The following is a 21869-nucleotide window of genomic DNA, read 5'->3' as shown; positions in this document are numbered from 1 at the left end:
AGGTGGGGCGGGGATGGGGGGTCAGTACTCGATCGGGTCGCGGCGCAGCAGGCGGCGCAGCACGACGGTGATCAGGGTGACCATGACCAGGCTGACGATCGCGGCGGCGGTGGCCGTGCCCAGCCGGGGGACGGTGCCCTGCGGGAAGGCCTCGGTGTACACGTACACGGCGGTGTTCCAACCGCTCACCGGCGGGTAGGCGTTGGTGCTGCCGCCGTAGAGCAGGATCAGCTCGAAGATCTTCACCGAGCTGACCGTCCACAGCACGGCGCAGACCGCGATCACGTCCCAGGCGCAGGGCAGGGTGATGTGCCGGAAGCGCTGGAAGGGGCCGGCGCCGTCGAGTTCGGCCGCCTCGTAGAGGTGGTCGGGGATCTGGTCGACCGCCGCCATGATGATGGAGGTGTAGTAGCCGGTCGCCGTCCAGACCAGGGTGCCCAGCACCATCGGGAGCAGGTGGTCCGTCGACAGCCACTTCGGCGGTGTGGTCACCCCGAACAGCTTCAGCGCCTGGTTGACCGGGCCGGTGGGCGAGAACAGGAAGCCGGCGGCGATGCCGAAGACCATGCCGTTGACCAGCGAGGGGAAGAACAGCACGGACCGGGCGAAGAGCTTGGCCCGCATCTCGCGCAGCAGCAGGGTCAGCGCGAAGCTGAGCACGAAGGTGATGGTGCCGCCGATGACCATCAGTTCCAGCGTGTTGAACAGGGAGGTGCGGAAGTTCGGGTCGCGGAACAGCAGGGTGTAGTTCTGCAGGCCGCGCCAGTCCATCGCGCCCATGCCGTCCCACTTGTACAGGCTGGTCCACAGCGCGTAGCCGACCGGGGCGAGGAACAGCACCGCGTACACGATCAGCGCGGGCGCGGTGAACGGCCAGAACATCCGGCGGCGTTGCCGCTCCAGCGGGCCGACACCGGTACGGGCGGCGCGCTCGGACCGGCCCCGGACCGCGTCCGTCCGGGGCGGGTTCTCGATCGTCGTCGCCACCGTCAGCCCTGGGTCTGCCAGTAGGAGACCTGGTCGGCCTTGCACGTGGCGACGAACTGGGCGGCCGTCGTCTTGCCGTGCCAGAAGTCCAGGTAGTTCTCGTTCAGGACCTTGGGCAGCCAACTGCCGCCCACGCCGTCGAAGCCGAGACGGACGGTCGGGGCTTGGAGGGCCTTCTGGACGTCGGCCAGATCGGCGGGGGCCGGGATGTCGGTGCGCGGGGTGATGTTGAGCGCGGTGGTCGAGATCCCGGACAGGTGCTTCTTGCGCAGGAAGAAGGCGATGAACTTCTGCGCCGCGGCCGCGTTCTTGGCGCGCCTGGGGATCGCGAAGCCGATCAGGCCGGCGTCCGGGGCCTTCGCGGTGGGCGGCAGCATCGAGGCCGTCCTCCAGCCGGCCGGCACCTGCTTGGCCACCTCGGCGGTGACGTAGTTGCCGTCCATGTAGAAGGCGGCCTTGCCGGCCGTCCAGTTGGTCTCCTGGGCCGGGAACTTGGTGGCGTCGTAGCCGGGGATCAGATGGCCGCCCCTGACCAGCTGCTCCACCTGCTGCGCCGCGGCGAGGACCGCCGGGTTGTCCCAGGCCGCACCGGTCTTGTCGGCGGAGAGCTGGGCGACGTTCACTCCGGCGCCGTTGAGCAGGTAGTCGAAGTACAGCGCGTTGCTCCACGGGTCCTCGCCCTCGGAGGCGATGCACGCCTTCCCGGCCGCCTTCAGCGCGTCGCACACCTTGAGCAGGCCGGCCCAGTCGGTGGGCGGGCTCGGCATCGCCGAGGCGATGACGGGGTCGGCCGCGTTGTAGAACATCGCGTTGGTGACGACCTCGTACGGGATCACGTAGTGGTTCGAGCCGGACGGGTCCTTCGGCAGCATGTCGAAGTACTTGGCCGGGATCACCTGGGAGACCGGGACGTTCTCCTCCGGCACCCGCAGCTGCAGCACGGGCGAGAGGTCCAGGGCCTGTCCGGCGGAGGCGGTGGTGCCGTAGACCTTGTCGTCGGACTCGTCCCACAGGTCCGGCGCCTGGTTGGCGGCGATGGCCGGGCCGATCTTCTTGGCGATGTCCCGGCCGGCCCAGGTGATGTTCACCTTGGCGCCGGTGGCGGTGGTGAAGTCGTCGATCGCGGCCTTCAGCACCTTGGCCTGCGGCTCGTCGGAGCGCCACATCGACCAGTAGGTGAAGCTGCCGCCGGACTTCGCGCCGTCCCCCGAACCGCTGCTGCAGGCGCTCACCGCGAGCGCGAGTGCCACGGCGGTGGCCGCACCGACGACGCGGCTTGCGGACGTGGTCGTTCTGCCCATGGGGGGTTCCTCTCGGAGGCGCGAGAAGCCGCGCGGACGGGTCGTCAGCAGGGGCCAGGAGACAGGGGCGCCGCTGGATGGCTGGGACGATACGGGCGGGTTGACCGGTAAATCAAGGGTCCTTGCAAAAACCTCTGCCGACCCGGTGCGCTGCGGCGGCCTTCTGGTGACAGATCATCAAGTCAGCTTCGTGGTAAGGATTTCGATCCGCCTTGACGACCCTTCGGCCGTGCCCTACGTTTCACCGAAAGCAAGTTGACCGGTAAAGTCGAAGGATCCAGTCATGGTGACGATGCGGGACGTGGCCGAGCGCGCCGGGGTCACGAAGCAGACCGTCTCCAACGTCATCCGGAGCCGCGGAGCCGTCAGCCCGGCGACCGCGGCGCGGGTGCGCGCCGCAATCGACGAGTTGGGCTACACCCCCAACCTCGTCGCGCGCTCCCTGGCCACCGGCGCCACCAGGACGGTGGGCCTGTTCGTCCCCACCGTGACGGGCTCCTTCTACGCCGACATCGTCGAGGAGGTCGAGGACGTCCTCGACGAGCACGGCTACCACCTGCTGCTGTGCACCACCCGCCTCGACGGCGAGCGCGCCAAACGACACCTGGCCGGCCTGACCAGCCGCTCGGTGGACGCCCTGCTGATCGCCGGCGACCGGGACCTCATCGACCACCTCCCGCTGCTGGCCGAGGCGTCCTTCCCGGTCGCCCTGTGCGCCTGGGAGACCGACGCCCCCGACCGCTTCCCGGTGGTCACCATCGACTACGAGCGCGCCGGCTACCTGGCCGGGCGCCACCTGCGCGAACTCGGCCACGAGCGCGTCGCCGTCCTCGCCAGCCCCGACCACACCCCGCGGGTGGCGGGCTTCCGCCGCGCCTTCGCCGCCGACGGCCTGACCATCCCCGACGCCGCCGTCCACCTCGCCCCCGAGCCCACCCCCGCGGGCGGCTTCGCGGCGGCGAACGCGGCCCTGGCCGCCGATCCCGGCGCCACCGCGGTCTTCGCCACCCACGACGTCCTCGCCCTCGGCGCCCTGGAGGCCGCCCGGGCCGCAGGCCGCTCCGTCCCGCACGACCTGTCGATCGTCGGACACGACGACAATCCGGAGGTCGGGGTCGCCCGGCCGGCGCTCACCAGCGTGGCCATCCCCAAGCGGGAGATGGCCCGCGAGGCGATCGAGCTGCTGCTGCGCGCCGTCACCAGATCGGGCGGCCCGGCCAACTCGATCCAGCTGCTGCGCCCCGAGCTGGTCGTCCGGGACAGCACCGGCCCGGCCGGTGGGTGCTGATCCGGGCCGCCCGCCCGTCAACTCGCCGAGGGGACACCACACTTGTCACCCGAACCGGCCTCCGGCCCCGACCGCCTCCGGCGGTGGGGACGGGGGCGCCGCTCTCGCGGGCGAGCTTGGCACCTGCCTCCCACCACCACTCGCGCGGCGCAGCTGGCGGGGCACTTCTTCAACGCCTTCTCCAGTGCGCCTTTGCCGACGCTGCCCAGCAGCAGCCCGGTGACGCTGCGCACCACGGGAGCACCAGGCAAGGGGGCTCAGCCTGGAGCGTTGGAGTCGGAGACCGCCTTCGCCCAGCCCTCGACGACCGTCTGCCGTGCCTTCTCCGTCTGTGCATCCGTCGGGAATTCCGGTGTTCCCTCGACCGTCGGCAGCCGTGCGGCGGCGGCCTCGTCGAGGGTGCCGTTCTTCTTCATGGCGTCGATGAGCACCGGGCGTGCGAAGCCGTCGAGCCGGAGGTTCTGGCCCTCCGCGCTGAACAGGTACTCCTGCCACAGGCGCGCCGCCGCCGGGTGCGGGGCGTCCTTGTTGATCGCCAGCGCGTAGTACTGGGCGAAGCTGCCGTCGAAGGGGATCGCGACCTGCCAGTCCACCTTGCCGCGGAACTCGTCGGTGTAGTGGAGGTTGTTGAAGTCCCAGTCGATGCTGATGGGCGTCTGACCATTCTCGACCGTGGCAGGGGTGGCCGGGAGTGGATTGAAGTTGCCCGCTCTCTTGAGCTTGGCAAAGAAGTCGAGACCGGGCTGGATGTCGTCGAACGACCCGTTGTTCGCCAGGGCGGCGGCGTACACGCTGGAGAAGGCGGTATTGGACCGGGTGGGGTCGCTGTGGAGTGCGACCTCGCCCTGGTAGTCGGGTTTCAGCAGATCGGCGAAGGTCTGGGGACAGGTCCGGACGGGCTTGGCTTCGCAGCCGATGGACATGTAGCCCCCGTAGTTGTCGTACCAGCGGGCTTGCCGGTCCTTGTGCGAGCTCGGGATCGAGTCGTACGCCGCGACCCTGTACGGCGCGAGCAGGTTCTCGCGGGCTGCTGCCCGCGCGAACGGATCCCCCACGTCGATCACGTCGGGGGCGTTCTGCTGGGCCCCGCTCTTCTTCACGGCGTCGATCTCGTCCTGGCTGGAGCCCGACGGATTGTCGACCGTCACCGCGATCCCGTACTTCTTCTCGAAGCCGTCGATCAAGGCGCCGTAGTTGGCCCAGTCACGCGGAAGCGCGATCGCCCGGAGCGTGCCCTCCTTCTGCGCCGCGGCGATCAGTGTGCCCATGCCGCCCGCGTCCTTCGCCGACGTGGCCACCGACGGCCGCTCGGGTCCGGCGGTCGACGTGTGGCCGCAGGCGCTCAGGCCCAGTGCCGCGAGGGCGAGCCAGACGGCCGGTGCTCGGGCACGACGTGCAGTCACGATTGCTCCAGGCGAGGAACCACCGGGTCGATGGATGACCCCTCTTGGCCAGCTTAACCGGCCAGCGCGATGGCGCGGTCCCGGCCGATGGAGCCCGGGGTCGGCGCCTCACAGTGCCGTGTCGTCCCATTGCGCGAGGAGGACCTCGCCGAGGCCTTCCGCCGGCCGGCTGTCGCCGTCGTGAAGGCATTGCTCGGTCCAGATGACCTTGCCGGTGTGCGTGTAGCGGGTGCCCCATCGCTCGGCGAACTGGGCGACCAGGAACAGGCCGCGGCCGCCCTCATCGGTGTCCTTGGCGCGGCGCAGGTGGGGCGAGGTGCTGCTGCCGTCGGAGACCTCGCAGATCAGGGCGCCCGTGGCGGCGCCTCCCGCTGCGTCCGGCCGGGGGTTCCCCCCGATCGGCACGTTGTGCAGCAGCCGGACGGTGATGGGCTCGGCGCCGTAGCGGACGGCGTTGGTGATCAGCTCGCTGAGGATGAGCTCGGCGGCGAAGGCGATCTCTCCCAGGTCCCAGTCCGTCAGCCGGCGGACGCAGGCATTGCGCACCGGGGCTACCGCCGCGGGGTCACGGGGCACGTCCCACTCGGCGACCTGCGCGGGGTCGAGTCGGCGCGCACGGGCCACCATCAGTGCGATGTCGTCCCTGGGGCGGGCGGGCAGCATGGCCTCCATCACCGCCGCGCAGGTGGCCTCCGGGGTGCGGTCGGGCCCGGCCAAGGCACCGCGCAGGGCCTCCAGGCCGGCGTCCGGGTCGCGGTCGCGGGCCTCGATCAGGCCGTCGGTGAAGAGCACCAGCCGGGCGCCCTCGGGCACGGTCAGCTCAGCGCTCTCGAAGGGCAGGCCGACGCCCAGGCCCAGCGGAGGGGAGATCGGCAACGGGGGGAAGGCCGCCGTCCCGTCGGGGCGCACCACCGCCAGCGCCGGATGGCCTGCGGTGGCAGCGGCCACCTGCCCGGCGACGGGATCGTAGATCACGTACTGGCAGGTGGCCCCGGTGATCCCCGGCCCGTTCTCCCCGGCGGCCTCCTCGGCGGCGATCTTGGCCACCAGCTCGTCCAGATGGCCCAGCAGCTCGTCCGGAGGCAGATCCAGGGTGGAGAAGTTGTGCACGGCGACGCGCAGCCGGCCCATGTTGGCCGCGGCGCGCAGGCCGTGGCCGACGACATCGCCGACCACCAGGGCCACCCGGGCACCGGACAGCGGGATGACGTCGAGCCAGTCCCCGCCCACCCCGGCCCGGGCCGGCAGATAGCGGTAGGCCACCTCAAGGGCGGTCTGCTCGGGCACCCGGCGCGGCAGCAGACTGCGCCGCAGGGTCACGGCCGTGGTGTGCTCGCGGGTGTAGCGGCGGGCGCTGTCGATGCACACCGCTGCCCGGACGGCCAGCTCCTCGGCGATGGGCACGTCCTCCTCTTCGAACGGCGGAGAGGCGTTCGCCCGCCAGAAGTCCACCATCCCGAGCATCACCCCACGGGCCCGCAGTGGGACCGCGACCAAGGAGTGCATACCGTGGTCGACAACTCGCCGCGCGCCTTCGGGGTCCGGGGCCCGCCAGCCGTCGGAGGTGCTCAGGTCCCGCACGAGGACCGCTCGGCGGCCGGCCGCCACCGCGGGGTGGGGGGCGACAAGCCGGACCAGCTCGCCGACGGGGTGGAGGGGATGGGCGCCCTCCAGGCCGACAAGGGCGGCGCGGCGCATCTCGGTGGCCGCACCGGACGGCTCCTCGCCCTGCAGGACCGGCTCCAGGAGGTCGACGGTGACGAAGTCGGCGAACCGGGGGACCGCCACCTGCGCCAGTTCCTCCGCCGTGCGGGTGACATCCAACGTGGTCCCGATCCGCACCCCGGCGTCGTAGAGCAGCTTCAACCGTTCGCGGGCCAGCTCGGCCCTGCCGGAGAGGGCCCGCAGCTCCGTGGTGTCCCGCAGCGTCACCACGCTGCCGGCTGCTCCGCGAGGGGCGGTGAGCCGCTTGTTGACCGCCAGCAGCCGGTCGGCCGCCAGGTGCACCTCGTCCGTGGCCTGGCGGTCGGAGGCCAGCAGCGCGGCGAGGTCGGGCTCCAGTCCGAGGCCGGCGACGTGGCGCCGCTCGGCGTTCGCCGGCAGGTCCAGCAGCCGACGCGCCTCGTCGTTGGCCAGCACCAGTCGGCCGTCACCCCCGATGATCAGCACGCCCTCCCGCACCACGTGCAGGACCGCGTCGTGGTGCTCGTACATCCGGGTCATCTCGGCCGGGGCCAGGCCGTGCGTCTGCCGCCGCAACCGACGGCTGACCAGACCCGCCCCGCCTGCGGCGATGGCAAGAGCCCCGGCTGCGCCCCCGAGCACGACCGGCAGCTGCCGGTTCACCCGCTGCCGCACACTCCCGACCGTGACGGGCGAGGAGACGATGGCGACAACCGAGCCGTTGGCGTCCCTGACGGGGACCGCTGAGATCACGGAGAGGCCCAGGTCCCCTCGGAAGGTCCTGGTGAAGGGCTTACCGGTCGCCGGCTGCGCGTAGGGGCCGATGGTGTGCTTCCCGATCTGGCTCGGGTCGCTGTGGGTGAGAGTGATCCCGTCCAACCGGTACACGATGATGGCGTCGACACCGGCGGCCTTCCGGGCCGCCTCGGCGTGCGGCTGCAGCAGTGCGGTCGGGTCGGGGCTGTCCAGCGCCGCCAGGATCCCCGGGGAGTTCGCGAACGTCTGGGCGGCGACCAGCGTCCGGTGGCGGGCATCCGCCATGATGTCGCGCCGAGCCTGTGCCACGAGGGTGAGCAGCGCAGCGGCGACGACCAGCACCACAATCGGCAGCTGCAGGAGGAACATCCGGCCGGCGAGGCTGCGCACGTTCAGCAGGGAGCGCAAGCCCCGTAGGTGCAGCCAAGGCCTTCCCCGACGGGGTGGATCGAGCTCCTGGTGCCCTTGGTGGCCCCGTCCCGGGCCGGGGAGCCGACGTGGCACACGGGATCTCGTCGCAGCTTTCCGCAACCTGCGCCGAACCTGACCCAAATATCCACGCATAACTCATTTCTATCGTTTCCGGGCCGTATCGCCCCCCGGGTCGGTTCGAGGAGAACGACCGCAGCCGGCTCCGGCCGGCCCTCCACGAACTTCCGCGGGCCCGCACCGGAGCCGGCTCAGCCGGCGTTCGCGCGGACTAGGCGTTCCTGCCGCGTGCGGCCACGCGCCAACGGTCCACGATCTCGCCGCCGCTGACCACGGCGACGTCGTCGACGAGATTCACTGCCACGCAGACGTGGTTGGGGATCACGCGCAGCCGCTCCCCGAGCGCGGGCAGGTCGCTGCCATCGGGCCAGACCACGGTGGCGTGGTGCTCGGACAGCGCCGTGATGCGGGCCTCCGGGTGGTCCATGAGGCGGCCGAAGCCCGTGGCCCACGCGGGACGGTCACCGCCGAGGATCTTGCTGCCCGCGTCCAGGACGACCCGCCGCGGCGTGGTGCCGTCCCCTTCGTGACGGCTGACGACGGTCGCCGCGACCGTCAGCGCGATGTCCTCCATGGCGCATCGTCCGAGTTCGAGCTGCTGGGCGTCGCCGAACACGTAGACGCCCGGCCGCACTTCGGTGATCGCCGAGGTCCCGGTCAGCTCCGCGGTGGGGGTGGATCCGCCGCTCACCCGCGTGACCTCGAAGCCTGCGGCTGCGAGCAGTTCGGCGGCCTGCCCGAGGGCCTGCTCCTCCTCCTCGGCCGCCTTCTCGGGCATCTCCGGTGCGTAGCCGTGGCCCGGGAAGGTGAACACCCCCCCGACGCGAAGCCCGGCGCGGGCCGCCGCCCGGGCCACCTCCACGGCGTGAAGCGGGCGGACGCCGCTGCGGTGGTGGCCGCTGTCGATCTCCACCAGGATCTCGACGTCGCCGGCCGCGTCCCCGAGATGCCTGCCCGCGCTCTCGGCCGCTTCGACGGAGTCCGTTCCGATCGCGATCCTGGCCCGGGTGCCGAGCCGGCGCAGCCGTTCCGCCTGCCGGGGCCCGATCCAGAGCGGATAGGCGATGAAGAGATCGGCGACGCCGTGCTCCGCGAAGACCTCGGCCTCCCCGATGGTCGCCACCGTCAGCCCGACCGCCCCCGCGCCGAGCTGCCGCGCTGCGATCTCCGGCATCTTGTGAGTCTTGGCATGAGGGCGCAGCCGCAGTCCCCTGGCCCGTAGTGCGGCTGCCATGCGCTCGATGTTCCGGTCCAGCACATCCAGCTCGACCATGATGTCCGGGGTGTCGATCTCCACCGGGATTCCGCTCATCTGCTTCCTTTCGACTCGAATCGCACCGAACGCATTCTCGCCCCCCGAGGATCGGTTCGAGCAACTCGTGCTGGGCGACCTCGTCGGGCCAGACGCTCCCGCCCGGGACTGGCCTCGGCTCATCGGCGCCCTCAGGTCGTCGGCGCCATGAGGACGCGCAGCAGGCGGGTGACCTCCGCCGCCACGGCCGTCCGGCCGGAGCCCAGGTAGCGGCGGGTGTCGACGAGCGACGGGTCGTCGTCGAGGGTGCGCCGCACGGCGCCGGTGAAGACCTGGTTGAGGTGGGTGGCGATGTTGACCTTGGTCATGCCGTGCTCGACCGCGCGGGTCAGGTGCTCGTCGGCCACCCCGGAGGAGCCGTGCAGGACCAGCGGCACCGGAACAGCCCCCCGCAGTTCGGCGATCAGGTCGAAGTCGAGGACGGCGTCGCGGGTGAGCATGGCGTGGGAGGTCCCGACGGCGACCGCCAGGGCGTCGACGCCCGTCGCGGCGACGAAGGCGGCGGCCTCGCCGGGATCGGTCCGGGCGCCCGGGGCGTGCACCCCGTCCTTGCCGCCGACCTGGCCGAGCTCGGCCTCCACCCACACGCCCACCGCGTGGCAGCGGGCGACCACCTCCGCGGTGGCTCGGACGTTCTCCTCGTACGGCAGCACGGACGCGTCGAACATGACCGAGGAGAAACCGAGTTCGACGGCCTCGGCCACCAGGTCGGCCGAGGTGGCGTGGTCGAGGTGGACCGCGACCGGTACCGCGGCGGTGCGGGCGGTGGCGAGCACGGCGGAGGCCATCGGGGCGAGCGCCCCGTGGTAGCGCACGGCGTTCTCGCTCAGCTGCAGGACCACCGGGGCTCCGGCGGCCTCGGCTCCCGCCACGATGGCCTGGGCGTGTTCGAGCTGGATGACGTTGAAGGCGCCCACCCCGCACGCGGCGTCCGCCGCGGGGGTGACGATGGCGCCGGTTCCGGTCAAGGGCATCGGGGGCTCCTCTGCGGGCGGAGAGGTCGGACATCCACCAGCGGTCGCAGGCGGCGGCGGACGTCGGGGTCGAAGTCGCCGGCCAGCGGGGCGCACGCGGCGGCGGCGGACAGGGCCACCGCCTCGGCCAGCCGTTCCGGCCATGGAGTCGCGTCGACCAGGCCGAGGGTGAGGGCGGCCACCGCGGCGTCACCCGCTCCGGTGGGGTTTCCCGCCAGGTGCTCCGGCGGCCTGGCCCGCCAACTCCCCTGCGGTGTGACGGCGATGAGGCCGTCGGGGCCGAGCGAGGCGACCACCGCCCCGGCCCCGCCGTCGACCAGTGCGCCTGCGGCGGCGACGGGGTCCGCCAGGCCGGTGGCGGCGGCCAGTTCGTCGGCGTTCGGCTTGACCAGGTCGGGGCCGGCCGCCAGCGCGGCCCGCAGAGCGGCACCGTCCGCGTCGACCACCGCCGGGACTCGGTGCGCGTGGGCCAGCCGCACCAGCCGGCCGTACGCGTCTTCGGGCGCGCCCGGCGGCAGGCTGCCGGAGAACACCGCCGCCGAAGCCCGGGGCAGGAGGCGGTCGAGGTGGTCGAGCAGCCGGGCCCAGTCCTCGGTCGAGACCGCCGGGCCGGGTTCGAGCAGGATGGTGGTGTCCCCGGCGCTCTCGTCCACCACGGCCACCGTGCGGCGGGTCTCCGCGGCGATCGGCAGCAGGCGTGCGGGCAGGCGGGCGGCGGCGAGGTCGCGCCGCAGCGCCGCGCCCGCCGCACCTCCGGCGAAGCCGGTGACCACGGTCTCGCGGCCGAGGGCGTGCAGCACCCGGGCCACGTTGACGCCCTTGCCGCCGGCCCGCTCGGCCATGGTCCGCACCCGGTTGCTCCCTCGCGGGCGCAGCCGGTCGACCCGGTAGGTGACATCGAGCGCGGCGTTCGGCGTGACGGTCAGGATCACCCGGCGGCCTTTCGCTGCAGCAGGTCGTGGGCCAGCAGGTCACGGGCCAGCAGGGCGGCGCCCTGGCAGCCGGCCTCGCGGCCGAGCTCGGCGGGGAGGATCTGCGGCAGCGTCTGGAAAGTGAGCCGCTCGGCGACCGCCGCGCGCAGGGGTGTGAAGTACGGGTCGCCGGCCCGGGCGAGGCCGCCGCCGACCACGACGCGCTCGGGGTCGAGCAGCGTGATGGCGGCGGTCAGGGCGTCGGCGAGCGCCTCGATCGCCTCGCTCCAGACCGTGACAGCGGCCTGGTCCCCGGCGGCGACGCGTTCGCCGACGTCCTCGGCGGTCGCGCCGCCCTCCCCGGTGGCGGCGGCGTAGCGGCGGGCGATGGCGGCCGCGGAGGCGACGGTCTCCAGGCAGCCCCGGCCGCCGCAGGGGCAGGCTTCCCCGCCGGGCCGGACCACCAGGTGCCCCAGCTCCCCGGCCCGTACGTGGCTGCCGGTCACCGCCTGTCCGTCGGCCATGACGGCCGCGGCGATCCCGGTGCCGACCGGGACGAAGAGGAAGTCCCGGCTGCCGCGTCCCGCGCCGATGCGCGCTTCCGCCAGGCCGCCGGCCCGCACGTCGTGGCCCAGCGCCACCGGGAGGCCCAGCTCCTCGGCCAGCCGGTCCCGGACGGGCAGTTGGCGCCAGCCGAGGTTGGCCGCGAGGACCGAGGTCCCTGACGTCTCGTCGACGATGCCGGGCACCGCGATGCCCGCCGCCGCCGGACCGTGCCGGTCGGCCAGCTCGCGGGCGGCCGCCAGCACCGTCTCCAGCACCGCCTCCGGACCGCGCTCGGCGCCGGTGAACCAGCGGTCGGTCTCCCGCAGGATGCCGTCCTCGCCGGCCGCGCCGCCCTTGATGCAGGTGCCGCCGACATCGAGGGCGATCACGGTGGTCACGGCTGGGCCAGCACGATCGAGCGGGTCAGGTTGCGCGGCTGGTCGGGGTCCAGGCCGCCGGCCGTGGCCAGCTCCACGGCCAGGCGCTGGGCGCGCACCAGGTCGGCCAGCGGGTCGAGGTCGGTCACCGAGGTGACCGCGCCGATGCCCCGGACCTGCTCCAGCAGCCCGGTCGGCGGCTCGCCGAGGAACCACACCACGCGGCCCGGGGCGGCGATGCTGATCGGGCCGTGCCGGTACTCCATCGCCGGGTAGGACTCGGTCCAGGCGCCGGAGGCCTCGCGCAGCTTGAGCGCCGCCTCGTTGGCCAGGCCGACCGTCCAGCCGGTGCCGACGAAGGTGAACTGGCCCGCGGCGACGGCGCCTTCGGGCAGGGGCTCGACCAGCGCCCGCTCGGCCTGCTCGGGCAGGTCGGCCGGGGCGAGGCCCAGGTGGCCGCGCAGCAGCGCGAGCGCCGTGGTGGCGAAGCGGGTCTGCACCACGGACTTCTCGTCGGCGAACCCCAGGTCGACGACGGTGCTCGCGGCCGAGCTGATCGGTGTGTCGAGGTCGCCGGTGAGCGCCGTGCTGGGGATGTGCCCGGCGCGGGCGAGGGCGGCGAGCACCTCGGTCGTCGTGCCGGAACGGCTGATGGCGACCAGCCGGTCGTAGCCGCGGGCGGCCGGGAACTCGGAGGCCGCGAAGGCGTCGGTCTCCCCGAGTCCGGCGGCCTCGCGCAGTGACGCGTACGCCTGCGCGATGTACAGCGAGGTGCCGCACCCGATGACGGCCACCCGGTCGCCGTTCTCCGGAAGCCCGGCGGGCTTCAGGCCCAGTGCCCGGCGCCAGCACTCCGGCTGGCTGGCGATCTCCTGCCCGACGTGGCTCATGCCGCTCCTCTCGTGCACAGTTCTGCTCATCAGTGCTCATGGATGCTTGCTTTATAGTGCCCGCAATCACTTTTGATCAACCATGCGCACGGGATTGCATGGACCGGTCCGAGCCGTGTGCGCGCCTGCTCCCCTGACGGGCCGCTACCTCGGGCCGAAGGTGTTGAGGAAACCACCGGCTCCCCCGCGAAACGCCCTACCGCCTCCAACTCCAGCAGCGCCGCGAACGCCTTGGCGGTGTACGTCTGCTCCAGTTCGCGGAGCTCAAGCGCGCGGACAGGATCCCGGCCTCCGTGCCGGTCTTCGTCGGCAGCCCGGTGGCACCGCGCGCGCTGCGCATCCACCGAGCCGCGATCGTCCGTCAATCCCGGGATATCCGTGGAGAGTTGACGGAGGAGGGGAAGATCTCGCTCGACCCGGAGCAGTTCACCGCGGCCGGCTCGCCCGGGGCTTCACCCCGCGCCGGGCAGGCGCAGGAGCAGCACGGCGAGGTCGTCGTGGACGTCTCCCGGGCGGGCCTCGACCAGGGCCGTCCCGAGTTCGTCCAGTGGCCGGTCCGCCAGGGAGGCGGCGGTCGCGGCAATGGCTTCCAGTCCGGCCTCCAGGGGCAGGGCGGGATGCTCGACGAGCCCGTCGGTGAACATCACCAGGGTGGCTCGCGGCGGGAGGGCGCGTACGTGGTCGAGGCGCGGCAGGCTCAGGTCGACGCCGATCGGCAGGTCGGGGTCGGTGTCCAGGTAGCGGGCGGTGCCGTCCCCGGTGACGAGCAGGGGCGCCAGGTGGCCGGCGTTGCTCCAGCGCAGCGTCCAACGCCCGCCGCGTGGTTCCAGCCGGATGAGGCAGGCGGTGGCCATCGGAACGTCGGGGAGGGCGTGCACGGCGCGGTCGAGCCGGGTGAGGACCTCGCTGGGCGGCGCGGCACCGTCCTGGGCCAGCGCGCGCAGCATGTTGCGCACCTGTGCCATGGTGGCGGCGGCACTCAGGTCGTGGCCGGCCACGTCGCCGATGACCGCGGTCCGGGTGCCGTCGGGGAGGGCCAGGGCGTCGTACCAGTCGCCGCCGAGCAGGGCGGGCTCCGTGGCGGGCCGGTAGTCGGCCCACGCGGCGAGCGGGGTCAGCGTCGGCAGGACCGGGAGCAGCAGCCGCTGGAACTGCTCGGCGCCGGTGCGCAGGCGGCTGTAGAGGCGGGCGTTCTCGATCGCCACGCCGGCGGCTCCGGCCAGGGCGGTGATCAGGGTTTCGTCGTCGACGTCGAACGGTTCACCGTCGTGTTTGTCGGCGAGGTACAGGTTTCCGTAGACGCGGCCGCGGACGCTGATGGCGACGCCGAGCAGGGTCCGCATGGGCGGATGGCCCGGTGGGAAGCCGACCGCGTCGGGGTGGGCGGCGAGGTCGTCGACGCGCAGCGGCCGCGGGTCGTGGATCAGGCGGCCGAGCAGCCCGCGGCCGGTGGGCAGGTCGACTCCGGCCAGGCGGGCGCGCTGCTGGTCGTCCAGGCCCACCGGGACGAAGTCGGCCAGCCGGGTGCCGTCATCGTCGAGGACGCCCAGTGCCCCGTAACGGGCCCCGGCCAGGTCCATCGCGGTCGTCACGATTCGGTCCAGCACCACCGGGAGTTCGAGGTCGCGGCTGATCGCGAGGACGGCCTGCAGCAGGCCGGTCATCCGGCCGCGGGCGTCGGCCAGCTCACGCAGTTGTTCCTCCAACTCGTCGACCCCGGCCGGGGTCCTGCCGTCACCGGCGTGCTCCGCGTCCCAGCGATCCATCGAGTCGTCCTTCCGCTGTGACCGGCCGGCGCGGCCGGACCGGGCGTCTCGGAAGACCTGTCTTCGGTGATCAACGATACCGGCCGGCACCGGCGGAGGAGTGGCCGCGCCCGCCTCCCGGGCGCACTGCACCGACGCGGGGGACCTGCCGGCCGGGTCCCCGGCACACAGGACGACCGGCTCCGCCCGGGTGGTCGACTCGACCACGTGGCGGGCGCGCTCCGCGACCTTCGGGCAAGCCGCGACCTGTACGGATGGCGCATCGGCACCCGCAGTGCCCGCGGTCCGGGCTACTGCAGCATCGCCTCGAACTGGAACTCGGGTGCGGTCAGTGGTTGCTCGGACCAGATGACCTTGCCCCGGGCCGTGTACCTCGTCCCCCACCGTTCGGCCAGCTGGGCCACCAGGAACAGGCCCCGGCCTCCTTCGTCCGTGGCGTCGGCGTAGCGCAGGTGCGGGGCGGTGCTGCTGCTGTCGGAGACCTCGCAGACCAGGCTGGTGTCGCGCAGCATGCGGACGCGGATCGGCAGGGTGCCGTAGCGGACGGCGTTGGTGATCAGCTCGCTGAGGATCAGCTCGGTGGTGAAGCTCAGTTCCTCCAGGCCCCAGGCGGTCAGCTGGTCGGCGCATGCGCTGCGGATGCGGGAGACGGCGGCGAAGTCGTCGGGTACGTCCCAGGTGGCCACCTGGTCGGGTTCGAGCAGGTGCGTGCGGGCGACGAGGAGTGCGATGTCGTCGCTCGGGTGTGGCGGGACGAGCGCCTCGAACACGGCCCGGCAGGTGTCGTCCGGGGATCCGTCCGCGTGGGTGCCCACCAGGGCGGCACGTAGTGCGGTGAGTCCGCTGCCGAGATCGCGCTCGCGGTTGGTGACGAGTCCGTCGGTGTAGAGGACCAGTGCGGTGCCGGGTGCCAGCTGGAGTTCGGTGGTTTCGAAGGGCAGGCCGCCCACGCCGAGTGGTGGCCCGGCGGGCAGGTCGACGTACTCCACGCTGCCGTCGGTCCGCACCAGGGCGGGCGGTGGGTGGCCCGCCCGCGCCACGGCGCAGTGTCCGGAGACCGGGTCGTAGATCGCGTACAGGCAGGTGGCGCCCGTGACGCCGGCCGTCTCCTCGTCCTCGGCGGCCCCGCCGGGGTCGAGCCGGGCGACCAGTTCGTCGAGGCGGGCGAGCAGCTCGTCCGGGGGCAGGTCGAGGGCGGAGAAGTTGAGCACGGCGGTGCGCAGTCGGCCCATGGTGGCGGCGGCGTGCAGGCCGTGGCCGACGACGTCGCCGACGACCAGTGCCACGCGGAAGCCGGGCAGCGGGACGACGTCGAACCAGTCCCCGCCGACCCCCTGCTGCGCCGGCCGGTAGCGGTAGGCCACCTCCAGGGCACTCTGCTCGGGCAGTCCCCGGGGCAGCAGGCTGCGCTGCAGCGTCTCGGCCATCCGGGACTCACGGGTGTAGCGGCGGGCGTTGTCGACGCACATCGCCGCACGGGCGACCAATTCCTCGGCGAAGGCGACGTCCTCCTGCTCGAACGGTGCGGACTCCCCCGCGCGCCAGAAAGTGACCGTGCCCAGGGTCAGGCCGCGCGCCTTGAGCGGCGCGGAGATCAGCGAGTGGACCCCGTACGCGACGATCCGGTCGGCGCTCTGCGGGTCGCGCGCCCGCCAGGCGTGCGCCTGACGCAGATCGGCCACCAGCGTGGCCCGCCCGCTCTCCAGGGCGGTGGCCTCCGGCGTGCCCGGCAGCGGGCTGATCTGCGAGCCCACCGGGTAGAACGGCCAGTCCTCCCGGATGCCTCCGACGGCCACGCGGCGGATCCGCGGGCCTCCCGCGGTGCCCGTGCCCGGAAGCGGCTCGTCACCGCGCAGCACCGCCTCGGCCAGCTCGACCGTGGCGAAGTCCGCGAACCGGGGAACCGTCGCATCCGCCAGCTCCTGGGCGGTGCGCGCCACGTCCAGGGTGGTGCCGACCCGCAGCCCCGCGTCGTAGAGCAGCTTCAGCCGGGCCCGGGCCGCCTCGGCCTGCCCGGCCAGCGCCCGCAGCTCGGTGGTGTCGCGGATCGTCGCGACGCTGCCGGGCCCGCCGCCGAACGGCGCGGTGGGGCGGATGTTGACGGCGAGCAACCGGTCCCCGGCCGGGTGCACCTCGTCGGTTACGGCCCGCCCGGATGCCAGCAACTCGGCCAGCCCCGGATCGAGCCCGAGCTCGGCGACCGGCCGCCCCTCCACCTCCGCAGGCAGCTCCAGCAGCCGCCGGGCCTCGTCGTTCGCCAGCAGCGCCCGCCCGTCCCCACCGACGATCAGCACGCCCTCGCGGACCGCGTGCAGCACCGCGTCGTGGTGCTCGTACATCCGCGTCATCTCGGCCGGGCCCAGGCCGTGCGTCTGGCGGCGCAGCCGCCGCCGCACCAGCACTGCCCCGCCCGTGCCCACGGCGAGCGCCGCCGCCGCACCGCCCAACAGGACCGGCAGCAGTCGACTCACCGCGCTGCCCGCGTGCGCGACGGTGTAGCCGACCTGGACCAGGCCGACGACCGAACCGTCCGGCCTGGTGACCGGCGCGCTGCTTTCCACGACCCGTCCGATGGGCGCGGTGAAGCTGATGGTGATCGGCCCCTTGAGGGCCGGCTGGTACGGGCCGATGAGGTGCTGCCCGATCAGCTCGGGATGGATGGTCTGGGCGTAGCGGATCCCATCGGGACTGGCGATCACGACGTAGTCGAAGCCGCCCTTCTTCGTGATGTCCAGGGCCAACGGCTGCAGCACCGCGGTCGGGTTGGCGCTGCCCAGAGCGTCCACCACGGTGGGGACCTGCGCCAGGGTGATGGCTGCGGCCCGCGTACGGTGCTCGGCATCACTCGTGGCGTAGCTCCGGGCCTGCAGAATGACCGCCGTCAGCGCCGCGGCGACCAGCAGCACCACCACGACCAGCATCCACAGGAACACCTGCCCGGCGACACTGCGCACCCGCAGCCGCGAGCGCAGCCGACCCCAGGCGGACCGGTGTTCGCCCGGTCCGCCCGGTTCCGCACCCCCATGGGCAGGGCTGTCCACTCCGTGCATCCAGGCCGTCCCCGCGCATCCGGGTCATGACACCTCCACGCTGCCACCCGGCTCGGCGATGTGCATGCGCGAAGCCGCCGGACGGCCGAACACGCCGCCGGGCAGGTCGGCGCCCCGGAACCGGCGGGCCCATCCGATGAACGCAGGGCAGCGCCGACGGCGACCGCCCGGTGGCCCCCGCCGGGCGGCCGACGCGGGCCTCCAGGGCTGTTCGGCTGGCGGTGATCACCTGATCAGCGGAGCCCCAGCCCGTCAGGGCGCCGCCCGCCGCCCTGCCTGCTTATGTTCGCCGGGGGAATTGGTCGGCGGCTGACCGGACCGGCGCTCACCGGGCTGGAGAAAAGAGGCTTTCCATGCCTGTGAACATCACCTATCCGGGTGTCTACATCGAAGAGGTCCCGAGTTCGGTGCGGACCATCACCGGAGTGCCGACCTCGATCGCCGCCTTCGTCGGCTACGCCCCTCGCGGCCGGGTCGACGATCCTGTCCACATCACGTCCTGGGCCGACTACCAGGCCATCTTCGGCGGGCTCCACGCCGACAGCCCAATGAGCTACGCCGTCTACCAGTTCTACGCGAACGGCGGCAGCGAGGCCGAGATCGTCCGAATCATCGGAGATATGCCGCCGCTGACCCTCCCGATCGGCGACAAGCCAACGGCCGGCGCTGACACACGGCCGACTCTGGAGCCGACCAGCCCTGGCGTCTGGGCCATGAGTCTCCGTGCCCGGGTCGAGTACGACGACCACGACACGGCGAACGCCAACCTGTACAGCCTGACGATCCGAGACACCGACACCGGAGCGCAGGAGACGTATCCCTACGTCAGCGTTGACGACACGGACCCTCTCAGTCTCCAGAACGTGCTGCGCACCTCACAGCTCGTCGTGTTCAGAACGTCGGGCAACGGCGTCCGACCGCTCAAGAACGCCGACCCGAAGACGGGCGATGACCCGTTCGCCGACCCCTCGCCGGACAAGCCACAGGCCACGACAACCCCCCACACCGGCAACGGGGCATCCGGGGAGAGTTCACACGGCGACGGCGGTACGGATGCGCCCGCGCCCGCACCCGCGCCCGCACCCACGGCTACTGCCGCCCCGCTGAAATTCACGACCCCCGTGACCGCGGACAGCACCACCACCGTCCCCGACAAGGACGTGATGCCCCTTATTGCGGAGTACCGGGGCGGTAAGACCGAAAAGACCGACAAGGGCGGTAAGACCGGCGAAGCCGACAAGGGCGATGAGACCGGCGAGGCCGACAAGAAGGGCATCTACGCGCTCCTCAAGACCGACATCTTCAACCTGCTCTGCTTGCCCGGCTGCCCCGACGACCTGTTGTCCGATGCGGCAAATCTCTGCGTCGACCGGCGCGCGATCCTCCTCGTCGACCCGCCGAAAAGCTGGAACGGCGCAGCGGCCAGAGATGTGGCCGCAGCCATCACACGCCAACAATCGGTCAACAACGTGTCGGCGCTGCCGGCCCTGGGACTGTCGGCCCGGAACGCCGCCATCTACTACCCCCGGGTGCAGGCGCCCGACTCCCTGAACGCAGGCCGCACGGACTCATACCCGCCCTGCGGGGTGATGGCCGGCGTCCACGCCCGCACCGACGTGAGCCGCGGCGTGTGGAAGGCCGCGGCCGGCACCGACGCGTCACTCAACGGCGTGACCGGGCTGGAAACGCTGCTGACCGATGCGGAGAACGGCCTCCTCAACCCACTCGGTGTCAACTGCCTGCGCGTGTTGCCGGCCGTGGGGCCGGTGGCCTGGGGCGCGCGGACCATGCGCGGGGCCGACCGGCTCACCGACGAGTGGAAGTACCTGCCCGTGCGGCGCCTCGCCCTCTTCGTGGAGGAGAGCCTCTTCCGGGGCACGCAGTGGGTGGTGTTCGAACCCAACGACGAACCGCTCTGGGCGTCGATCCGGCTGAACGTCGGAGCCTTCATGAACTCGCTCTTCCGGGAGGGCGCGTTCCAGGGACGCACCCCCGACGAGGCGTACCACGTGAAGTGCGACCGGGAGAACAACCCGCAGAACGACATCGACCGCGGAATCGTCAACATCCTGGTCGGCTTCGCTCCGCTGAAGCCCGCCGAGTTCGTGATCGTCCACATTCAGCAGCTCGCCGGGCAGATCCAGGTCTAGGAGGACGGCCACCGATGCCAGAAATCACACGCCGGGACCCTTTCAAGAACTTCCGGTTCCGGGTCAAGTTCGGCGGGACCACCGAGTACGTCGCCGGGGTCAGCAAGGTCAGCGGCCTGAAGCGGACCACCGAGGTGATCAAGCACCGGGACGGTGGCAGCCCCGGTACGAGCCACAAGCTGCCCGGCCGGACCGAGTACGAGGCCATCACGCTGGAACGCGGCTGCACGGTCGACACGGCCTTCGAGGAATGGGCCAACAAGGTGTGGAGCCTGCGCAATTCGGCGGGCGGCCTGGAGACCTCGCTCAAGGACTTCCGCCGGGATCTCGTCATCGACGTCTTCGACGAGTCCGGCCAGCAGGTGCTCTCCTACTCCGTCCACGACTGCTGGGTCTCGGAGTACCAGGCCCTTTCGGATCTCGACGCGAACGCCAACGCGGTCGCCATCGAGCACATCAAGATCGAGCACCACGGCTGGGTCAGGGAACGGACGAACCCGCCGCAGCTGTCGCAGTTCACCGATACGGCGTCGGGATGACGTGGTGACGCCACAGCTGACCGAGGCGTGCCTGCTGGACATCTGGGAGTCGGGGCAGGGGCAGAGCTCACGCGCCCGGGCCCTGATGCTCGCGGCCGCGGCCGAGGCCGGCCCCGTCACCGATCTCACGCTGGCCGGCCTCCACGCGCTCCTGCTGGATCTGCGCGAGAGCTCGTTCGGCGCCGCGCTCCCGTGCACCACCGACTGCCCGGGCTGCGCCGCACAACTCGACGCCACCGTCACCACGGACGAGCTGCGCCCGCCCCGCCACCGCACCGTCCCGGGCGCACGCCCGGCCACCGGCAGCCTGCGCGCCGAGGGCTACGAGGTCCGCTACCGCCCGCTGACCGCGGGGGACCTGCTGGCCGTCGACCCTGCCGCACCCGACGCCCGCCGTGCCCTGCTCACCCGCTGCCTGCTCGCCGTCGAACCCGCCACGGACACCCTGCCCGACGCGGTCCTCGAAGCGGTGGCCGGGCACCTCGCCGACCTCGACCCGGGAGCCGACACCACCGTGCCGCTCACCTGCCCGGACTGCGGCCACACCTGGTCGGCGGCGCTCGACATCGCCGAGCACCACTGGGCCGAGATCGAACGCTACGCCAGGCGACTGCTCCACGAGGTGGCCGTTCTCGCGCGGGCGTACGGCTGGACGGAGTCGGAGGTGCTCGCGGTCAGCCCGGCCCGGCGACGGTTCTACCTCGAGACGGCGGCCCGATGAACGACTTCGTCGGCCGCCTGCTCGGCGAGCCCGGGCCGAGGCTGCGGCCCCTGCTGCCGAGCCTGTTCGACCCCGGCGCGCCCGTGCTGCGCACGGTGGACGACGCGGCCGCCGTTCCGGCGCCTGCGCCGCTGCCGACGGAGCAAGGGGCTGCCGCGCCACCCGGCGCGCCCGCACAGCAGCGGCCGCCGCGAACGGACCGCGGGCACGACCGTCCACAGCTCACACCGACGGCGCCCGCCCCGTCGCCGGTCCGGCCACCGGGAGCCCCACCCACCGACCGCACGCAGGACCATGGCGACCGCCCCCAGGCTGCTGCCGATGTCCACCCGAGAGCGGCACGCACCGACCACACGCAGCACCATCACGGCCAACCCCAGGCCACTACCAACGTCCACCCGAGAGCGGCACGCACCGGCCACACGCAGCACCATCACGGCCAACCCCAGGCCACTACCGACGTCCGCCCAGGAGCCGTACGTGCCGCGACGGCCGGGCCGGTGGCCGAGGTAACCCCGACGCGGGGCCGGCAAGCCCCGGCTTCGCAGGCCGCCGACACCCCCGCGCCGCCCGCCGACGACTCCGGTCGGCCGGCTGCCGAGGCCCGGGCCGCGCGGCACACGGCCCGGCCGGGCCCCCCTCCGCCGCCGCCCGTCTCGCCTCCGTCGTCCGGCCCGTCCCGGACGGCCGCACCGGGCGCGCCACAGCCCGCAGGCGCACCACCGC

15 protein-coding genes are annotated in these 21869 nt (G+C 72.7%); 4 read left to right on the top strand and 11 right to left on the bottom strand.

Features of this window, described 5'->3' with window-relative positions:
• Positions 1 to 21: 21 nt before the first annotated feature.
• Together ACWCXH_RS27830 and ACWCXH_RS27825 are read right to left on the bottom strand one after the other, a co-directional pair.
• On the bottom strand, positions 22 to 987 hold the full coding sequence (locus ACWCXH_RS27830; protein ID WP_449804222.1) for a carbohydrate ABC transporter permease: 966 nt from the start codon (positions 985 to 987) through the stop codon (positions 22 to 24).
• 2 nt (positions 988 to 989) lie between these two features.
• Positions 990 to 2288, bottom strand: a complete 1299-nt coding sequence (locus ACWCXH_RS27825) for an ABC transporter substrate-binding protein (RefSeq protein ID WP_449804221.1) — start codon at positions 2286 to 2288, stop codon at positions 990 to 992.
• A gap of 283 nt (positions 2289 to 2571) precedes the next feature.
• Here ACWCXH_RS27825 and ACWCXH_RS27820 point away from each other — a divergent pair, with 283 nt between their 5' ends.
• Positions 2572 to 3576, top strand: coding sequence for a LacI family DNA-binding transcriptional regulator (locus ACWCXH_RS27820; protein ID WP_449804220.1), 1005 nt, complete (start codon positions 2572 to 2574; stop codon positions 3574 to 3576).
• 257 nt (positions 3577 to 3833) lie between these two features.
• On the opposite strand, the gene ACWCXH_RS27815 is transcribed toward ACWCXH_RS27820, so the two are convergent.
• From ACWCXH_RS27815 to ACWCXH_RS27775, 9 genes are all read right to left on the bottom strand, one after another.
• Positions 3834 to 4979: an ABC transporter substrate-binding protein gene (locus ACWCXH_RS27815; RefSeq protein ID WP_449804219.1), complete on the bottom strand. Its 1146-nt coding sequence runs from the start codon at positions 4977 to 4979 to the stop codon at positions 3834 to 3836.
• 108 nt (positions 4980 to 5087) lie between these two features.
• On the bottom strand, positions 5088 to 7787 hold the full coding sequence (locus ACWCXH_RS27810) for a SpoIIE family protein phosphatase (RefSeq protein WP_449804231.1): 2700 nt from the start codon (positions 7785 to 7787) through the stop codon (positions 5088 to 5090).
• A gap of 331 nt (positions 7788 to 8118) precedes the next feature.
• A complete protein-coding gene (locus ACWCXH_RS27805) occupies positions 8119 to 9219 on the bottom strand; it encodes an alanine racemase (protein WP_449804218.1) in 1101 nt (366 codons plus the stop codon).
• 131 nt (positions 9220 to 9350) lie between these two features.
• Complete coding sequence (locus ACWCXH_RS27800) at positions 9351 to 10193, bottom strand: class II fructose-bisphosphate aldolase (protein WP_449804217.1); 843 nt, start codon at positions 10191 to 10193, stop codon at positions 9351 to 9353.
• Positions 10184 to 11125, bottom strand: a complete 942-nt coding sequence (locus tag ACWCXH_RS27795) for a 1-phosphofructokinase family hexose kinase (protein ID WP_449804216.1) — start codon at positions 11123 to 11125, stop codon at positions 10184 to 10186. Before ACWCXH_RS27795 ends, ACWCXH_RS27800 begins: the two co-directional genes overlap by 10 nt.
• Complete coding sequence (locus ACWCXH_RS27790; protein WP_449804215.1) at positions 11122 to 12048, bottom strand: ROK family protein; 927 nt, start codon at positions 12046 to 12048, stop codon at positions 11122 to 11124. The genes ACWCXH_RS27795 and ACWCXH_RS27790 overlap by 4 nt, the downstream gene beginning before the upstream one ends.
• Positions 12045 to 12917, bottom strand: a complete 873-nt coding sequence (locus ACWCXH_RS27785; protein ID WP_449804214.1) for an SIS domain-containing protein — start codon at positions 12915 to 12917, stop codon at positions 12045 to 12047. Before ACWCXH_RS27785 ends, ACWCXH_RS27790 begins: the two co-directional genes overlap by 4 nt.
• Before the next feature lie 452 nt (positions 12918 to 13369).
• The gene (locus tag ACWCXH_RS27780; RefSeq protein WP_449804213.1) at positions 13370 to 14683 is read right to left on the bottom strand and encodes a PP2C family protein-serine/threonine phosphatase; all 1314 of its coding nucleotides are present in this window, start codon (positions 14681 to 14683) and stop codon (positions 13370 to 13372) included.
• Between the two features lie 290 nt (positions 14684 to 14973).
• Positions 14974 to 17733: a SpoIIE family protein phosphatase gene (locus ACWCXH_RS27775; RefSeq protein WP_449804212.1), complete on the bottom strand. Its 2760-nt coding sequence runs from the start codon at positions 17731 to 17733 to the stop codon at positions 14974 to 14976.
• A gap of 353 nt (positions 17734 to 18086) precedes the next feature.
• Between ACWCXH_RS27775 and ACWCXH_RS27770 the strand changes: the two genes are divergently transcribed.
• Genes ACWCXH_RS27770 through ACWCXH_RS27760 form a run of 3 tightly spaced genes read left to right on the top strand, consistent with a single transcriptional unit; the run spans position 18087 to position 21143 of the window.
• Positions 18087 to 19883, top strand: a complete 1797-nt coding sequence (locus ACWCXH_RS27770; protein WP_449804211.1) for a phage tail sheath subtilisin-like domain-containing protein — start codon at positions 18087 to 18089, stop codon at positions 19881 to 19883.
• A 14-nt stretch (positions 19884 to 19897) separates the two neighbouring features.
• Entirely contained in the window at positions 19898 to 20422 is a 525-nt protein-coding gene (locus ACWCXH_RS27765) for a phage tail protein (RefSeq protein WP_449804210.1), read from the top strand.
• Between the two features lie 4 nt (positions 20423 to 20426).
• Positions 20427 to 21143: a hypothetical protein gene (locus ACWCXH_RS27760; RefSeq protein WP_449804209.1), complete on the top strand. Its 717-nt coding sequence runs from the start codon at positions 20427 to 20429 to the stop codon at positions 21141 to 21143.
• Positions 21144 to 21869: the final 726 nt, after the last annotated feature.

The sequence above is a fragment of the Kitasatospora sp. NPDC001660 genome, from assembly GCF_053596725.1.
Note: the sequence above shows the minus strand (reverse complement) of the source record. Positions and strands in the feature narration are given on the sequence as shown.